The sequence below is a fragment of the Streptomyces sp. NPDC018947 genome (assembly GCF_044390505.1).
Taxonomy (GTDB): domain Bacteria; phylum Actinomycetota; class Actinomycetes; order Streptomycetales; family Streptomycetaceae; genus Streptomyces.
Window position 1 is genome coordinate 42844 of record NZ_JBIRZD010000010.1, and the last position, 14516, is coordinate 57359.

General features: G+C 74.6%; 10 protein-coding genes. 4 read left to right on the forward strand and 6 right to left on the reverse strand.

Translation table 11 applies throughout. From position 1 onward, the window contains the following. Positions 1–21 precede the first annotated feature (21 nt). From ACH499_RS19880 to ACH499_RS19895, 4 genes are read left to right on the forward strand one after another with little or no spacing between them, the layout of a single operon-like run. Positions 22–1101, forward strand: a complete 1080-nt coding sequence (locus ACH499_RS19880) for an ABC transporter permease (RefSeq protein WP_399017259.1) — start codon at positions 22–24, stop codon at positions 1099–1101. After that, complete coding sequence (locus ACH499_RS19885) at positions 1098–2012, forward strand: ABC transporter permease (RefSeq protein WP_399017261.1); 915 nt, start codon at positions 1098–1100, stop codon at positions 2010–2012. The genes ACH499_RS19880 and ACH499_RS19885 overlap by 4 nt, the downstream gene beginning before the upstream one ends. Beyond that, positions 2009–3007 (forward strand): ABC transporter ATP-binding protein, encoded by a 999-nt coding sequence (locus ACH499_RS19890; RefSeq protein WP_399017263.1) that lies wholly within the window; start codon positions 2009–2011, stop codon positions 3005–3007. Before ACH499_RS19885 ends, ACH499_RS19890 begins: the two co-directional genes overlap by 4 nt. Next, positions 3004–4020, forward strand: coding sequence for an oligopeptide/dipeptide ABC transporter ATP-binding protein (locus tag ACH499_RS19895; protein WP_399017265.1), 1017 nt, complete (start codon positions 3004–3006; stop codon positions 4018–4020). Before ACH499_RS19890 ends, ACH499_RS19895 begins: the two co-directional genes overlap by 4 nt. Before the next feature lie 147 nt (positions 4021–4167). Here the strand turns inward: ACH499_RS19895 and ACH499_RS19900 are convergent, their stop codons facing one another. The 6 genes from ACH499_RS19900 to infB all read right to left on the reverse strand — a co-directional run bounded on the left by ACH499_RS19900 (position 4168) and on the right by infB (position 14435). Next, positions 4168–5127: a bifunctional riboflavin kinase/FAD synthetase gene (locus ACH499_RS19900; RefSeq protein WP_356200892.1), complete on the reverse strand. Its 960-nt coding sequence runs from the start codon at positions 5125–5127 to the stop codon at positions 4168–4170. A gap of 125 nt (positions 5128–5252) precedes the next feature. Next, entirely contained in the window at positions 5253–9242 is a 3990-nt protein-coding gene (locus tag ACH499_RS19905) for a trypsin-like peptidase domain-containing protein (protein WP_399017268.1), read from the reverse strand. A gap of 259 nt (positions 9243–9501) precedes the next feature. Beyond that, positions 9502–10407, reverse strand: a complete 906-nt coding sequence (gene truB, locus ACH499_RS19910) for a tRNA pseudouridine(55) synthase TruB (RefSeq protein WP_399017270.1) — start codon at positions 10405–10407, stop codon at positions 9502–9504. Beyond that, entirely contained in the window at positions 10404–10859 is a 456-nt protein-coding gene (gene rbfA, locus ACH499_RS19915; protein WP_356200887.1) for a 30S ribosome-binding factor RbfA, read from the reverse strand. Before rbfA ends, truB begins: the two co-directional genes overlap by 4 nt. 48 nt (positions 10860–10907) lie before the next feature. Continuing rightward, positions 10908–11201, reverse strand: coding sequence for a DUF503 domain-containing protein (locus ACH499_RS19920; RefSeq protein WP_356200885.1), 294 nt, complete (start codon positions 11199–11201; stop codon positions 10908–10910). Between the two features lie 198 nt (positions 11202–11399). Then, a complete protein-coding gene (gene infB, locus ACH499_RS19925) occupies positions 11400–14435 on the reverse strand; it encodes a translation initiation factor IF-2 (protein WP_356200884.1) in 3036 nt (1011 codons plus the stop codon). Positions 14436–14516 lie beyond the last annotated feature (81 nt).

A 14516-nucleotide genomic window follows, 5' to 3' on the forward strand; every position in this document is an offset into this window, starting at 1 on the left:
CACGGCCGCGTGCGGGTGCCCATGACCACGGAAGCGACCTCCTCCCTCCTCAAGGGCGAGGACCCGGCCGGCCCCGGCACCTCCGGGCCGGCCGGGGCGCGGCGCGGGTCACGGCCGGGTGCGGTGACGGCGTATCTGCGCTACGGGGCGGGCAAGCTGGCCGGTGCGGCCGTCTCGCTGTTCGCCGTCCTCGTCACCAGTTTCTTCCTCTTCCGGCTGATCCCCGGCGACCCGGTGAAGTTCATGACCGGCGGCCGTCCGGTGTCCGCGGAGCAGATCGCCGCGTACCGGCGGGAGTTCGGGCTCGATCTGCCGGTGTGGCAGCAGTTCACGCAGTACTGCGGCAAGGCGCTGACCGGTGACCTGGGGACGTCGTACCAGTTCCACGGGCCCGTCGTGGACAAGATCACCGAGGCGCTGCCGAACACGCTGCTGCTCACCGGCACGGCCTTCGTGCTCTACACGGCCCTGGGGATCTTCCTCGGCACCCGCTCCGCGTGGCGGCACGGCCGGCTCGGCGACCGCCTCGGCACCGGGCTGGCGCTGACGCTGTACTCCGTCCCGTCCTTCTGGCTGGGCCTGCTGCTCATCATCGTGCTGTCGGTCGGCGCCGGTCCGGTACCGGGGCTGTTCCCGACCGGGGGCATGGAGTCAGGCGGCGAGCAGGGCTTGGCGTACGCCGTCGACGTCGCCCACCATCTCGTCCTGCCGGTGCTGACGCTGGTCGCCGTGGAGTACGGGCAGACGCTGCTGGTCACCCGGTCGGCGCTGCTGGACGAGATGGGCGGCGACTATCTGACCACGGCCCGCGCCAAGGGGCTCAGGGACGACCTCGTACGGCGCCGGCACGCCGTACCGAACGCGCTGCTGCCCACCGTGACGCTGATCTTCGTCAACCTCGGCCGGACCGTCGCCGGCGTCATCCTGGTCGAGACGGTCTTCTCCTGGCCGGGACTCGGCGGGCTGTTCTACCAGGCGCTGAGCGTGCCCGATCTGCCGCTGGTGCAGGGGCTGTTCTTCGTCTTCGCCTCGGCGGTGATCGTGATGAACACACTGGCCGACCTCCTGTATCCGCTGCTCGACCCGAGGGTGGGCCGATGACCGCCGAAACCGCACCGCCGCTCGGGACGCGCACGCTCGCGTGGCGGCGCCGCCGGGCCTCCGCCGCGCGCTTCTGGAAGGAGTACCAAAGGCACCGCGCGGGCCTGTTCGGGCTCGCCGCGCTGGTGCTGTTCGGGCTGGTCGCGCTGACCGCTCCGCTCACCGTCGGCTCGGACGTGCAGAGCGTGACCGGTGCGCCCGGGCAGCCGATGGAGAGCCCGAGCGGGCGCTTCCCCCTGGGCACCGACCAGTTCGGGCGGAACCTGCTCGGGCTGGTGGTCTGGGGCTCGCGCGTCTCGCTGCTGGTCGGGCTGCTCGCGGCCGTGCTGTCGGTGGCGATCGGAGCCCTCATCGGCATCACCGCCGGGCACTTCCGCGGCTGGTACGCCACCGTCCTGATGCGGGTCACGGACTGGTTCCTGGTGATGCCGACGCTGGTGCTCGCCATCGTGCTGGCGACCGTCATGTCCCGTTCGCTGGGCACGATCGTGCTGGCGATCGGCGTGACCACCTGGCCGACCACGGCGCGGCTGGTGCGGGCGCAGACGCTGGCGGTGGAGTCACGGCCGTACATCGAGCGTGCGAAGGCGCTCGGTGGGGGTCACTGGCACATCATGTCCCGGCACGTGCTGCCCAACGTCATGCCGCTGATCCTCGCCCAGACCACGCTGATCATCTCCTCCGCGATCCTCGCCGAGGCCACACTGGCCTTCCTGGGGCTCGGGGACCCCTCGGTCGTGTCGTGGGGCGGGCTGCTCCAGGACGCGCGGGAGGCGGGGGCGGTCAGCTCCGGCGACTGGTGGTACCTCGTGCCGCCGGGCATCGCCATCGCGGCCGTGGCGCTGGCGTTCACGCTGTGCGGGCGCGCGGTCGAGTCCGTTCTCAACCCCAGGCTGGGGGTGTCCCGTTGAGCCTGCTCGACGTCCGGAACCTGGAAGTGACGTACCCGGGCGGCGCGGCCGCCGTGCGGGGCGTCGACCTGAGCCTCGCCGCGGGCGAGAAGCTGGGCCTCGCGGGCGAGTCCGGCTGCGGCAAGTCCACGCTGGCGCTGGCCCTGCTGCGGCTGCTGCCGGCCGGCGCCCGGGTCGGCGGCGAGATCCTCCTCGACGGGGAGGACGTGCTGACGATGAAGTGGGGCCGGGTGCGGGCGGTGCGCTGGGCCGGGGCGTCGATCGTCTTCCAGGGCGCGATGCACTCGCTCAACGCCGTGCACCGCGTCGGCGACCAGATCGCCGAACCGATCCTGCTGCACCGCAGGGCGACTGCGGCGGCGGCGCGGAGGAGGGCCGGTGAGCTGCTGGAACAGGTGGGCCTTCCGGCGGCGCGGGCGTCCGCCTACCCGCACGAGCTGTCGGGGGGCCAGCGGCAGCGCGTGATGATCGCCATGGCGCTGGCCTGCGATCCGCGTCTGATCGTCGCCGACGAGCCCACCACCGCGCTGGACGTGATGATCCAGGCCCAGATCCTGCGGCTGATCGAGGAGCTGGTCAGCGAGCAGGACGTGGGCCTGATCATGATCAGCCACGATCTCGCCGTCCTCGCCGACACCTGCGACCGGCTCGCGGTGATGTACGCGGGCCGGGTGGTCGAGCAGGGCCCGGCCCGGCAGGTCCACGAGGACGCCCTGCACCCGTACGGCAGGGCGCTGTCGGAGGCGTTCCCGCGGATCGGCGACCCGCGCTCGCGGTTCGCGCCGCGCGGTCTGCCGGGCGATCCGCCCGACCCCGCGGCGGTGCCGTCCGGCTGCGCGTTCCACCCGCGCTGCCCCGTCGCGCTGGACGTCTGCGCCACCGCCGACCAGGCGCTGCGCGAGGCGGGGGCGGGCCGGCGCGCGGCGTGCGTGCACGTGGCCGGGGGGACATCCGCGGCCGCGGAGGAGGCAGACGTGAGGAGCCGCACCGTATGACGACCACGCCACCGCTGCTGAGCGTCGAGGACCTGTGCATCACCTTCCCCGGCCGGCGCGGCGCACCGCCGGCCCGCGCCGTGGACGGGGTGGACCTGGACATCCGGCCGGGCGAGATCGTGGCACTGGTCGGCGAGTCGGGTTGCGGCAAGACGACGCTGGCCCGGTCCCTGCTGGGCCTGGTCCGGCCGACCTCGGGCCGCGTCACCTTCGACGGGGCCCCGCTCGACTACTCCTCGCGGGCGCTGAGGACGTACCGCAAGCGGGCCCAGCTCGTCCTCCAGGACCCGAGCGGCTCGCTCAACCCGCGGCACACGGTCTACGACGCCGTCGCCGAGGGGCTGCGGATCCACGGGTACGGAGGTGACGAGCGGTCGGCGGTGGCCGGGGCCCTGGCCCGGGCCGGGCTGCGGCCGCCCGAGCGCTTCTTCCTGCGCTACCCGCACGAGCTGTCCGGCGGTCAGCGCCAGCGGGTCGTCATCGCGGGCGCGCTGGTCCTGGAGCCCGAACTGCTCGTCGCCGACGAGCCGGTCGCCTCGCTCGACGCGTCGGTGCGCGGCGAGATCCTCGCGCTGCTGCTGCGGCTGCGCACCGAGCTGGGCCTGTCCGCGCTGGTCGTCACGCACGACCTGGGGCTGGCGTGGAACATCGCCGACCGGGTCGCGGTGATGTACCTCGGGCGGATCGTGGAGACGGGCGAGGTCGAGCGGGTGCTGACGGCTCCGCGCCACCCGTACACCCAGGCGCTGCTGTCCGTGCTGCCCGAGGCCCCCGGCACCCCGGTGGTCCTCACCGGCGAGCCTCCGGACCCCTCCCGCGTCCCCGCCGGGTGCCGCTTCCACGCGCGCTGCCAGGTGCTGGCGAGCGGGGAGGCGTCCCGCGCCGGCGTCGCGGACGCGTGCCGGACCCGGGACCCGGGGATTCTCACCGGGAGCGGCGAGGCGCAGGTCGCCTGCCACTGGGCCCTGGCACGAGTACGGGACGAGGCGGGGGCAGCCGTTCCGGACGCGTGAGGTCGGCCGGGGTCCGCCCGGGCCAGGGCGTCCGGCCTGCCGGAGCCACGACACCCGGAGCGTCCGGCAGGCCAAAGGGCTGACGGCTCGGGCCGTCCGGCGGGCAGGGGAACCGGCGGGTCGCAGGACCCGGTGGCTCCCAGTCCGTCAGGACGTCCGCCCGTCGTCCGCCGCGATGATCTCGCGGCACTGCTGCACGTCCTCCGCCATCTGCTCGAGCAGCGCGTCCAGCGTGTCGAACTTCGCCTGGCCCCGGACGAAGGCCAGGAAGTCCACGGCGACGTGCAGCCCGTACAGGTCGAGGCCGACGCGGTCGATGGCGTACGCCTCCACCGTCCGCTCGGTGCCCTCGAACTGCGGGTTCGTGCCGACGGAGATCGCGGCCGGCATCGCCTCGCCCTGGGCGTGCAGCCACCCGGCGTAGACGCCGTCGGCGGGGATGGCGGTGTGCGGCAGCGTCTCGACGTTGGCGGTGGGGAAGCCCAGCTCGCGGCCGCGCTGGGCGCCGCGTACGACCACGCCCTCGACGCGGTGCGGGCGGCCCAGGATCTCGGCGGCGCCCCGGACGTCGCCCTCGGCGACCAGACGGCGGGTCAGGGTGGAGGAGAACGGCTCGCCGCCGCCCGCCTCGCCGGACACGTACAGGTCGACGACCTCGACCTCGAAGTCGTAGACGCGGCCCTGCTCGGTGAGGAAGTCGACGTTCCCCGCGGCCTTGTGGCCGAAGCGGAAGTTGGGACCCTCGACGACCGCCTTGGCGTGCAGCTTGTCGACCAGGACCTTGACCACGAAGTCGGCCGGGGACAGCTTCGAGAACTCCTTGGTGAACGGGAGGATCAGCACCGCGTCCACACCGAGGTCGGCGCAGAGTTCGGCGCGGCGGTGGTGCGGGGCGAGCAGTGGCGGGTGGCTGCCGGGGCGGACGACCTCGCTGGGGTGCGGGTCGAAGGTGACGACGACGGCGGGCACGCCCAGCGCGCGGGCGCGGTCCACGGCGTGCTCGATGATGAGCTGGTGTCCGCGGTGGACTCCGTCGTAGGAGCCGATGGTGACGACGCTGCGCCCCCAGTCCTCGGGGATGTCCTCCAAGCCACGCCAGCGCTGCACTGTGTCTGCTCCTTGTCGCACACTCGTCGGAGTCGAGCCTCTGATGCAGGTCTAAGGGTGCCATGCCGTGGGCACCTTGCCCGCATCGGCATGGGAGCTGTGACCGGGTGCACCCCGCGCCCCGGTCAGACGGGGACGCGGGTGTGTGCGAGGGCCTCGATCGTGCGGCGCGCGCTCGGGCCGACCAGCGCGGCCCATTCCCCGGGGGCGTCCGCGAGCCAGCCGGTGACCGAGTCGGCGAAGCCGGGGAGACACCGGGCCAGGTCGACCAGGCAGCGGTCGAGGAGGCGGGCGCCGTCCGGGCTGCGGGCGAGGAGGTGGGCGACGCGGTGGACGAGGGCCCGCCGGCCGTCGGCGTCGCCCCGGGACGCGGCGGCGCGCAGCAGCGCGTCCAGGACGGCGGGGTCCTCCTCGTGGGCGAGGAGGTGTTCGCGCAGCTCGCGGCGGAGGCTGCCCGAGGCGGGGGCGCCGTCGGAGGCGAGGACCACGGCCAGCGCGGCGCGCACCGGCTCGGGCCCGCCGTCCAGCAGGCCGGTGACCAGCGGGAGGAGGACGCCACGGGCGGCGGGGCCGTGGTCGAGGCGCCGGTCGGTGTACGCGGCCGTGTGCCCGGCGGTCTCCGGCCGCTCCACCACGGTCTCCCCGATCAGCGCGGCGACCCGGCGGGCCAGGTGGGGGGTGGTGGCGTCGACGAGTGCGCGCAGGGCCTCCCCGGCGTCCGGGCCGCGCAGCCGGGCGCGGAAGGCGGCGAGGACGGGTTCCGGGTGGGTCGGCAGGGCGGCGGCCACCGCCGAGGGCGGCAGGTACGGGTCGCCCGCGGCGAAGCGGTCGAGCGCCCGCGCGAGGTGCCGGTCGCGGCTGCCCGGGTCGTGGACGAGCAGCGCGAGGGCGCCCGAGTGCAGGGGGCCGGCGGCGGGGCGGGTGAGCAGGACGAGGGCGGCATGGCGCAGCAGGGTGCGGTCGGCGGCGGTGCGCGCGTGCGGGGCGGTGCGCAGTCCGTGGGTCACCGCAGCGGTGTGCCGGGCCGGGCGTTCGTCGCGGGCCCAGCGGTCGACGGCGCGGCAGAGGGCGGACGGCTCCTCCTCGGCCAGGACGGCGAGCAGTTCGTCGGCGCGCCGGTGCGTGCTGTCGGCGAGCACGTCGGTGAGGAGGTCCAGGCCGCCGTGGCGGTGGGTGTGCAGCAGCGCCTGCGCGGCGGTGGCCACGGTGGCGTGCGGGGTGGCGGGCAGCGGGCGTTCGTCGGCGAACCAGCGGACGAGGAGCGGCTGCACGGTCGCGGGGTCGGCGGCGAGCAGCCGGGCGGCGGTGTCGAGGTGGCGGGGGCCCGGCTCGTGCGGGGGGCCGTCGGCGAGGACGAGGCGGCGCAGCAGGTCGAGGCGGGTGCTCTCCGGCAGCCGCAGGGCCGTCCAGAAGGCGGGCCCGAACTCCCCCGGCGCGGGACGGCCTTCGCCGCGCCGCTCCGCGATGCCGTCGGCGAGCAGGCGCAGCACCTCCGTGTACGGCGTCGCGTCGGGCACGCGGGTCAGGGTCTCGGCGAGCAGCCGGGCGGCCCACCAGGAGTGCGGCTCGGCGTCCAGCGCCTGCACCAGTTCCTCGAGGGTGAGGGCGAGTTGGGGGACGCCGTGCTGGCGGCCGAGGAGCAGCAGGGCCTCGGTGACGGGGCCGATGCGGTGGTGCGGGACGGGGATGGTGTGGGTGTCGCGGGGGGCGTGGCGCCGGTGGACGAGGACGCGCAGGGCCTCGTCCAGGTCGAGGTGGCTGCCCTGGATCCAGTCGGCGAGTTCCTCGTGCGCGAAGCGGTAGCCGCTGCCCGCGGGGACGAGGAGGCCCTCCGCGAGGACCGCCGAGGCCCAGCCGGTGCCGCCGCCGAGCCGCTCGGGTGCCGGGCCCCACGGGAACACCGCGTCGAACGACTCGCGGTCCAGCGCTCCCTGCCCGGGCCCCAGACTGCGCCGGGCGGCCTCGTGGACCTGCCCGGAGACCTTCGCCGCGAGCCGGCGTACGGCGGTGCCGCGCAGGCCGTTCTCCGCGGCCAGCCGGGCCGCGACGCGCAGGCACATCAGGTCGAGGTGGGCGCCGAGGACCGCGTCCCGGTCGACGCGGACGGACGGCGGCGGGCCGGGCAGAGCAGCCTGGACCTCGGAGAGCAGGCGGAGGGTGAGCGGGTGGCGCCCGTCCCCGTCGGACAGGACCCCGTCCGCCACCCCGTACCTCGCCCGGGCCTCCTCGGCCTCGTCGTCGCCCAGGTCCCCGAGGCGTACACAGGGCGGGAGCGGGTCGTGCCCCGTGCCGACGTCCGCGTGGAGCACCACGCCGGCGCCCGCGGCGGTCACCGCCGGGACGGCCCGGGTTCCCGGCCGGTGTCCACCGGGGGACCGCGTGCCGTCCCCGGCCCGCACGGACCGTTCGGCGTCCCCCTGCCCGGCGCCCGCCCGGGCGCGTCCGGCCGGGGCCGGACCCCCTCCTCCGCCCGGCACCCGCTCGAGCGCCGGCCGGCCCTCGCCCACCGCCGGTCCCGGCCACCGCCCCGTCCCCCCGGACGGCGTCCCCACCGCCCAGGACGGCGCCGGCGGCGCCTCCGCCTCCCGGAGAGCCGCCCCCGCCGCCCCGTACAGCAGCTCCCGCGGGAACTCCGCCCCGGCCCGCTCCCAGTACTCCTCCCGGCACGCCACCACCAGCCGCGCCCCGGTCTCCCGCAGCCACGTCGACGTCCCGTCGGTCCACTCGGCGAGGCGGTGGGCCAGGACCGGTGGCATCTCCTCGGGGCCGTCGAGAAGGATGAGCAGGGGGCGCCCGGCGGAGCCGGCGACACGGGCGACGCGTTCCGGCGCGGCATCGCCGGGGCCGGCGGACGCGGGCGCGGAGGCGGCCACGAGGCGAGCCGCCCGTAGCAGCGACCGCCGGGCCGCGTCGGCCACCGACGTGTCGTCGTCGCGCAGGTCGGCGCCGCGCAGCCACAGCGTGGGCGCGGGCGACGTGCCCCGGGAGCGGCGGGCGGCGAGGGCCGCGAGCTCGGTGGTGCGGCCGGTGCCCGGCGCTCCGACGAGCGCCAGGACGTGGGCGGGCCCGTCGGCACGTGCGGTGAACGCGGCGAACTCGCGGGCGGGCCCGGACCGCGCGACCGGTTCCACCGTCCCGGAGCGCCCGTCGTGCCGCCCCTCCGGCCCGTCCTGCGCCACGCAGCTCGCCGTGAGGGCGAGCACCCCGGCCAGATTGAGGTCGGCGCCGTACGCCGGGACCGTCGCCGCGTTCTCGGCGAGCAGGTCGGCGAGGGGGCCGGGGACGGGACGCAGCGGCACGGCGAAGCCCACGTCGCGGTCGCCGGAGGCCAGTGCGGTGCCGAGGACGCCGAGCACGGCACCGGTCGCCGCGTCGAGCACCGGCCCGCCGGCCGCGCCGCCGCCCAGCCGCAGAGCGTCCCGCCCGGACATGCCGACCGCGAGCTCCAGCGCGTCGCCGAGGCGGTGGAAACGGTCGGTGGCCGTGTAGGTGACGTCCGCGGTGCCGAGGACCCGGGCCTCCCGCCAGCAGCCGGCGGCGATGACGACGTACGTACCCGCCTCGACCCGGTCGCGCGTGGCCACGGGCAGCGGTTCGAGGCCGAGCCCCTCCGCGCGTACGAGGGCCAGCCCGAGGCCGGGCAGGGGCGTCACGTCGGCCGCGGCCACGACCCGGCGGCGGTCCTCGGCGGTGCGCAGCACGAGCCGGGACAGACCGTCGACGGCTTCGTGGCTGGTGACGACCGTGCCGTGGCGGTCGGCGGCGAATCCCGTGCCCCGCGGACGCCCCGCCAGATCGTGAATGCGGACCAGGGCACCGTCCGGTGCGTGTACGGCGCGGGAGGCCCCCCGTGAGCCGTCGGCCTCGTCGGGCGACGCCGGGCCGCCCGCCCCTCCGAGGAACGCCCCTCCGAGGAACGCCCCTCCGAGGAACGCCCCTCCGAGGAACGCCCCTCCGAGGAACTCCCCCGCGGAGAGCGTGCCCTCGGGGAACTCCCCCTCACAGAACGCCTCCTCGGGGCCCGCCCCCGTACCCTCGTACGGCCCCTCGTGGTCCTTCCGGGACAGTCGTCGTGCGCTGCCGCCCGCCCCCCGGGACCGGTTCCGCGACGCCATCGCCGCACCTCCCCGCCGTACCGCCGTGCATCCGTGCCGCGTCCGACGGTAGGCGCGCGATGATCGGCGGGACAGATCCCCTGACGAACGCGCCCCCTTCCGCTCCCCCGGTTCACTCCGAGCGCCTGCCCGGACGGGTGAACAGAAGGGGGAGGTTGGACAGACCTAGGGGTGGGGGAACCGAGGGGGACCGTGGAGCGGCGGCAGCGGCAGTCCCCGTGACCGCCGCTCCACGGACGGGAGTTGACGAGGCGTCGGGTCAGCCGAAGACGGCCAGGCTCTTCGCCTTGCCCCGGTGCTGCTCCACGAGCGCGAGGAAGCGGCCCTCGGGGTCGAAGACGGCGACGGCACCGGTGCCCGCGTAGGTGTCGGGCATCTCCAGCCGCACCCCGTTGAGGAGCAGCCGGGCCCGCTTGGCATCCACGTCCCAGCGCGGGAAGGCGGCGGCCGCGGCGTCGGCGACCGGCATCACCGTCAGTTCCTGCTGGAGCTGGTCCAGCGTCCTCGCGGTGTCCAGCTTGTACGGGCCGACCCTGGTGCGGCGCAGCGCGGTCAGGTGGCCGCCCACACCGAGGTCGGCGCCGAGGTCGCGGGCCAGGGCGCGGATGTAGGTGCCGGAGGAGCAGACGACCGAGACCACCAGGTCCAGCACGGGGGTGCCGTCCTCGGCGACGGCGTCCCGGACGTCGTACACCGTGAAGGAGGAGACGGTGACGGGACGGGCGGGGATGTCGAACTCCTCGCCCTCGCGCGCCCGCTTGTAGGAGCGCACGCCGTTGATCTTGATGGCGCTGACCTTGGACGGCACCTGCATGATGTCGCCGGTCAGCTTGGCGACGGCGGCGTCGATGGCCTCCCGGGTGACCTTCGAGGCGTCCTGCGACCCCGTGATCTCGCCCTCGGCATCGTCCGTCGGCGTCGTCTGCCCGAGCCTGATGGTGCCCAGGTACTCCTTCTCCGTGAGGGCGAGGTGCCCCAGGAGCTTGGTCGCCCGCTCGACGCCGAGGACCAGGACGCCCGTCGCCATCGGGTCGAGCGTGCCGGCGTGCCCGACGCGCCGCGTCCGGGCGATGCCCCGCATCTTGGCGACGACGTCGTGCGAAGTGAAGCCCGACGGCTTGTCGACGATGACAAGGCCGTCGGGCGTGGTGTGCTTGTCGGTCATTCCGCGGTGTCGTCCGTCTCGTCGTCCTCGGAACCGGGCTTGCGGTACGGGTCCGCCTCACCGGCGTACGCGGCGCCCGCGGACACCTCGCGCACCTTCGCGTCGGACTGGCGCGCCCGGTCGAGGAGGTCCTCGATGTTCCGGGCGGTGTCCGGAAGGGCGTCCATGACGAAGGTCAGGGTCGGCGTGAACTTCACACCGGCCGCCCTGCCGACCTCGGAGCGCAGGATGCCCTTGGCGCTCTCCAGGCCGGCAGACGCGGCCTTGCGCTCCTCGTCGTCCCCGTACACCGTGTAGAAGACGGTCGCCTCCCGCAGGTCACCCGTGACGCGGGTGTCCGTGATGGTGACGTGCGAGCCGAGCCGCGGGTCCTTGATCCCGCGCTGCAGCTTCTGGGCCACCACCTCTCGGATGAGGTCCGCCAGCCTTTTCGCCCGCGCGTTGTCGGCCACTGGTCCGTCTCCCGTTCTTTCCTGTCTGTGTTTCCTGGGCTGTGGTCGTCAGTCGTCCTCGCCGTGGAAACGCCGTCTGACCGACAGCAGTTCCACCTCGGGACGCGCGGCGACCAGCCGTTCGCACTGGTCGAGTACGTCGGTCAGGTGCGCCGCGTCCGCGGAGACCGCGGCGAGACCGATACCGGCTCGCCGGTACAGGTCCATGTTCTCCACCTCGGCCGCGCTCACGGAGTACTTCCGCTGGAGCTCGGCGACGATCGGGCGGACGACGGAGCGCTTCTCCTTCAGCGACCGTACGTCGCCGAGGAGGAGGTCGAAGGACAGCGTCCCCACGTACATGTGTGTGTCCGGATGACCCGCCGGTACGGGATCGATGGCCCTGCCGTCGGTGCGGGCAGGGACATCAAGAACGGTACCCCGATCCGGCCGGTGGCTCGACGGGGTTTTCCCCCGCCGGCCGCCGCGGCGGGATGCCGCAGAACAGCGGCCGGCCGGCCGACGGGACGGATCCCGTCGGCCGGCCGGAGCAGCCGGGTGTCACACCCGCGGCTTCTCGCGCATCTCGTACGTCGCGATGACGTCGTCGACCTTGATGTCGTTGAAGTTTCCGAGGTTGATACCGCCCTCGAAGCCTTCGCGGATCTCGGTGACGTCGTCCTTGAAGCGACGCAGACCCTCGATGTTGAGGTTCTCCGCGATGACCTTGCCGTCGCGGATGAGGCGCGCCTTGGTGTTGCGCTTGACCTCGCCGGAGCGGATGAGGACACCCGCGATGTTGCCCAGCTTGGACGAACGGAAGACCTCGCGGATCTCCGCCGTACCGAGCTCGACCTCTTCGTACTCCGGCTTGAGCATGCCCTTGAGGGCCGCCTCGATCTCCTCGATCGCCTGGTAGATGACCGAGTAGTACCGGACGTCCACACCCTCGCGCTCGGCCATCTGCGCGGCACGCCCGGCGGCGCGCACGTTGAAGCCGATCACGATGGCGTCGGAGCCCATCGCCAGGTCGATGTCGGACTCCGTGACCGCACCGACACCACGGTGCAGGACGCGGATGTCGACCTCTTCGCCGACGTCGAGCTGGAGCAGCGAGGACTCGAGGGCCTCGACGGAACCGGAAGCGTCACCCTTGATGATCAGGTTGAGCTGCTGGACCTCGCCGGCCTTGAGCACCTTGTCCAGGTCCTCCAGCGACACGCGGCGCGTGCGCTTGGCGAACGCGGCGTTCCGCTCGCGGGCGGCGCGCTTCTCCGCGATCTGGCGGGCCGTACGGTCCTCCTCGACCACGATGAAGTTGTCACCGGCGCCCGGGACGTTGGTCAGGCCCAGGACCTGGACCGGCGTCGACGGACCGGCCTCGGCGACGTTGTTGCCGTTGTCGTCGAGCATGGCGCGCACGCGGCCGTAGGCGTCGCCCACCACCATCGTGTCGCCGACCCGCAGCGTGCCTCGCTGGACGAGGACCGTCGCCACGGCACCGCGGCCGCGGTCGAGACGGGACTCGATCGAGATGCCCTGCGCGTCCTGGTTCGGGTTGGCCCGCAGGTCGAGCGAGGCGTCCGCGGTGAGGACCACGGCCTCCAGCAGGGAGTCGATGTGCAGACCCTGCTTGGCGGAGATGTCGACGAACATCGTGTCGCCGCCGTACTCCTCGGCCACCAGGCCGTACTCGGTGAGCTGACCGCGCACCTTGGTCGGGTCGGCGCCCTCGACGTCGATCTTGTTGACCGCGACGACGATCGGGACGTCGGCCGCCTTGGCGTGGTTGAGCGCCTCGACCGTCTGCGGCATGACGCCGTCGTTGGCCGCGACGACCAGGATCGCGATGTCCGTCGACCGGGCACCACGGGCACGCATGGCGGTGAACGCCTCGTGACCCGGGGTGTCGATGAAGGTGATCTTGCGCTCTTCGTCGTTGACCTCGGTCGCGACCTGGTAGGCACCGATGTGCTGGGTGATGCCGCCGGCCTCGCCCGCGATGACGTTCGTCTTGCGGATGGCGTCGAGCAGTCGGGTCTTGCCGTGGTCGACGTGACCCATGACGGTGACCACCGGCGGACGGACGACCAGGTCCTCCTCGGAGCCCTCGTCCTCGCCGAACTCCAGGTCGAAGGACTCGAGAAGCTCGCGGTCCTCCTCCTCCGGGCTGACGATCTGAACCTCGTAGTTCATCTCGCCCGCGAGGAGCTGGAGCGTCTCGTCGGAGACGGACTGGGTCGCGGTGACCATCTCGCCGAGGTTCATCATGACCGCGACGAGCGACGCCGGGTTGGCGTTGATCTTCTCCGCGAAGTCGGTGAGCGACGCACCGCGCGACAGGCGAATGGTCTCGCCGTTGCCGCGAGGCAGCATCACGCCGCCGACCGACGGGGCCTGCATGGCCTCGTACTCCTGGCGCCTCTGCCGCTTCGACTTGCGACCACGACGCGCGGGACCGCCGGGACGGCCGAAGGCGCCCTGCGTGCCACCACGGCCACCGGGACCGCCGGGACGGCCGCCGAAGCCGGGACGGCCACCGCCGCCGGCGAAGCCGCCGCCACCACCGGGACGACCGGCGAAACCGCCGCCGCCACCGGGACGACCGGCACCGCCGCCGCCACCGGGACGGCCGGCGAAGCCGCCGCCGCCCGGACGGCCGCCGCCGGGACGACCGGCACCGGCCGGACCGCGGCCGCCGGGGCCGGGACGCGGGCCGGCAGCGGGACGCTGCGGCATCATGCCGGGGTTGGGACGCGGGCCGCCGGGACGGGGACCGCCGGGACCGCCCTGCGGACGCGGCATCGAGCCCGGGGTCGGGCGGTTGCCGCCCGGAGCCTGGGGACGCGGACCGCCGCCCTGCCCGGGAGCCTGCGGACGGGGACCGGCGCCGGGGGCACCGGGACCACCGGGGCGCGGGCCGCCCTGCGGGCGGGGCGCCTGCGGGCGCGCCATGCCGGCGTTGCCGCCGGAGGTGAAGGGGTTGTTGCCCGGACGCGGACCGCCGGGACGGCCGCCGGGACGCTGTGCCGGGGCACCGGGACGCTGGCCGCCGGGACGGCCCTGGCCGCCCTGGGGACCGCGGTCCTGACCGGGACCGGCGGGACGGCCGCCGGGCTTCGGGGCACCGGGACGCGCGCCGGGCTTGGGGCCGGACGGCGCCGGAGCGGCGGGAGAGGCCGGCGGCGCGGTGAACTCCGGCGCGGCCGGAGCCGGGCGCGGGGCCGGCTTGGGGCCCGGCGTGGGACGCGGGCCCGGAGCCGCCGGCGCGGGCGCCGACGGAGCCTCGGGCTGCTGCGCGGCCGGGGGCTTGGGTGCGGCCGGGCGCGGCGCGGCCGGCACGGCACGGGAGGTGCCCGCAGCCTGCGCCGGAGAGGGCGCGGCGGGCCTGGGGGCAGACTTGCGCGGGGCGGGCTTGGCGGACCTGCCGTTGCCACCGCCCTGCTGGAAGGCGTCTGTCAGCTTGCGTACTACGGGCGCTTCGATGGTCGAAGACGCCGAACGGACGAATTCACCGAGTTCCTGGAGCTTGGCCATGACGACCTTGCTCTCGACACCGAACTCCTTGGCGAGTTCGTAGACCCGGACCTTAGCCACTTCGCTCCTCTGAGGTCCGGGTTGCGTCCGGACCGTCGCTAGTTCATGGGCGTACTCATCGCGTACTCATCGAGTGCTCAT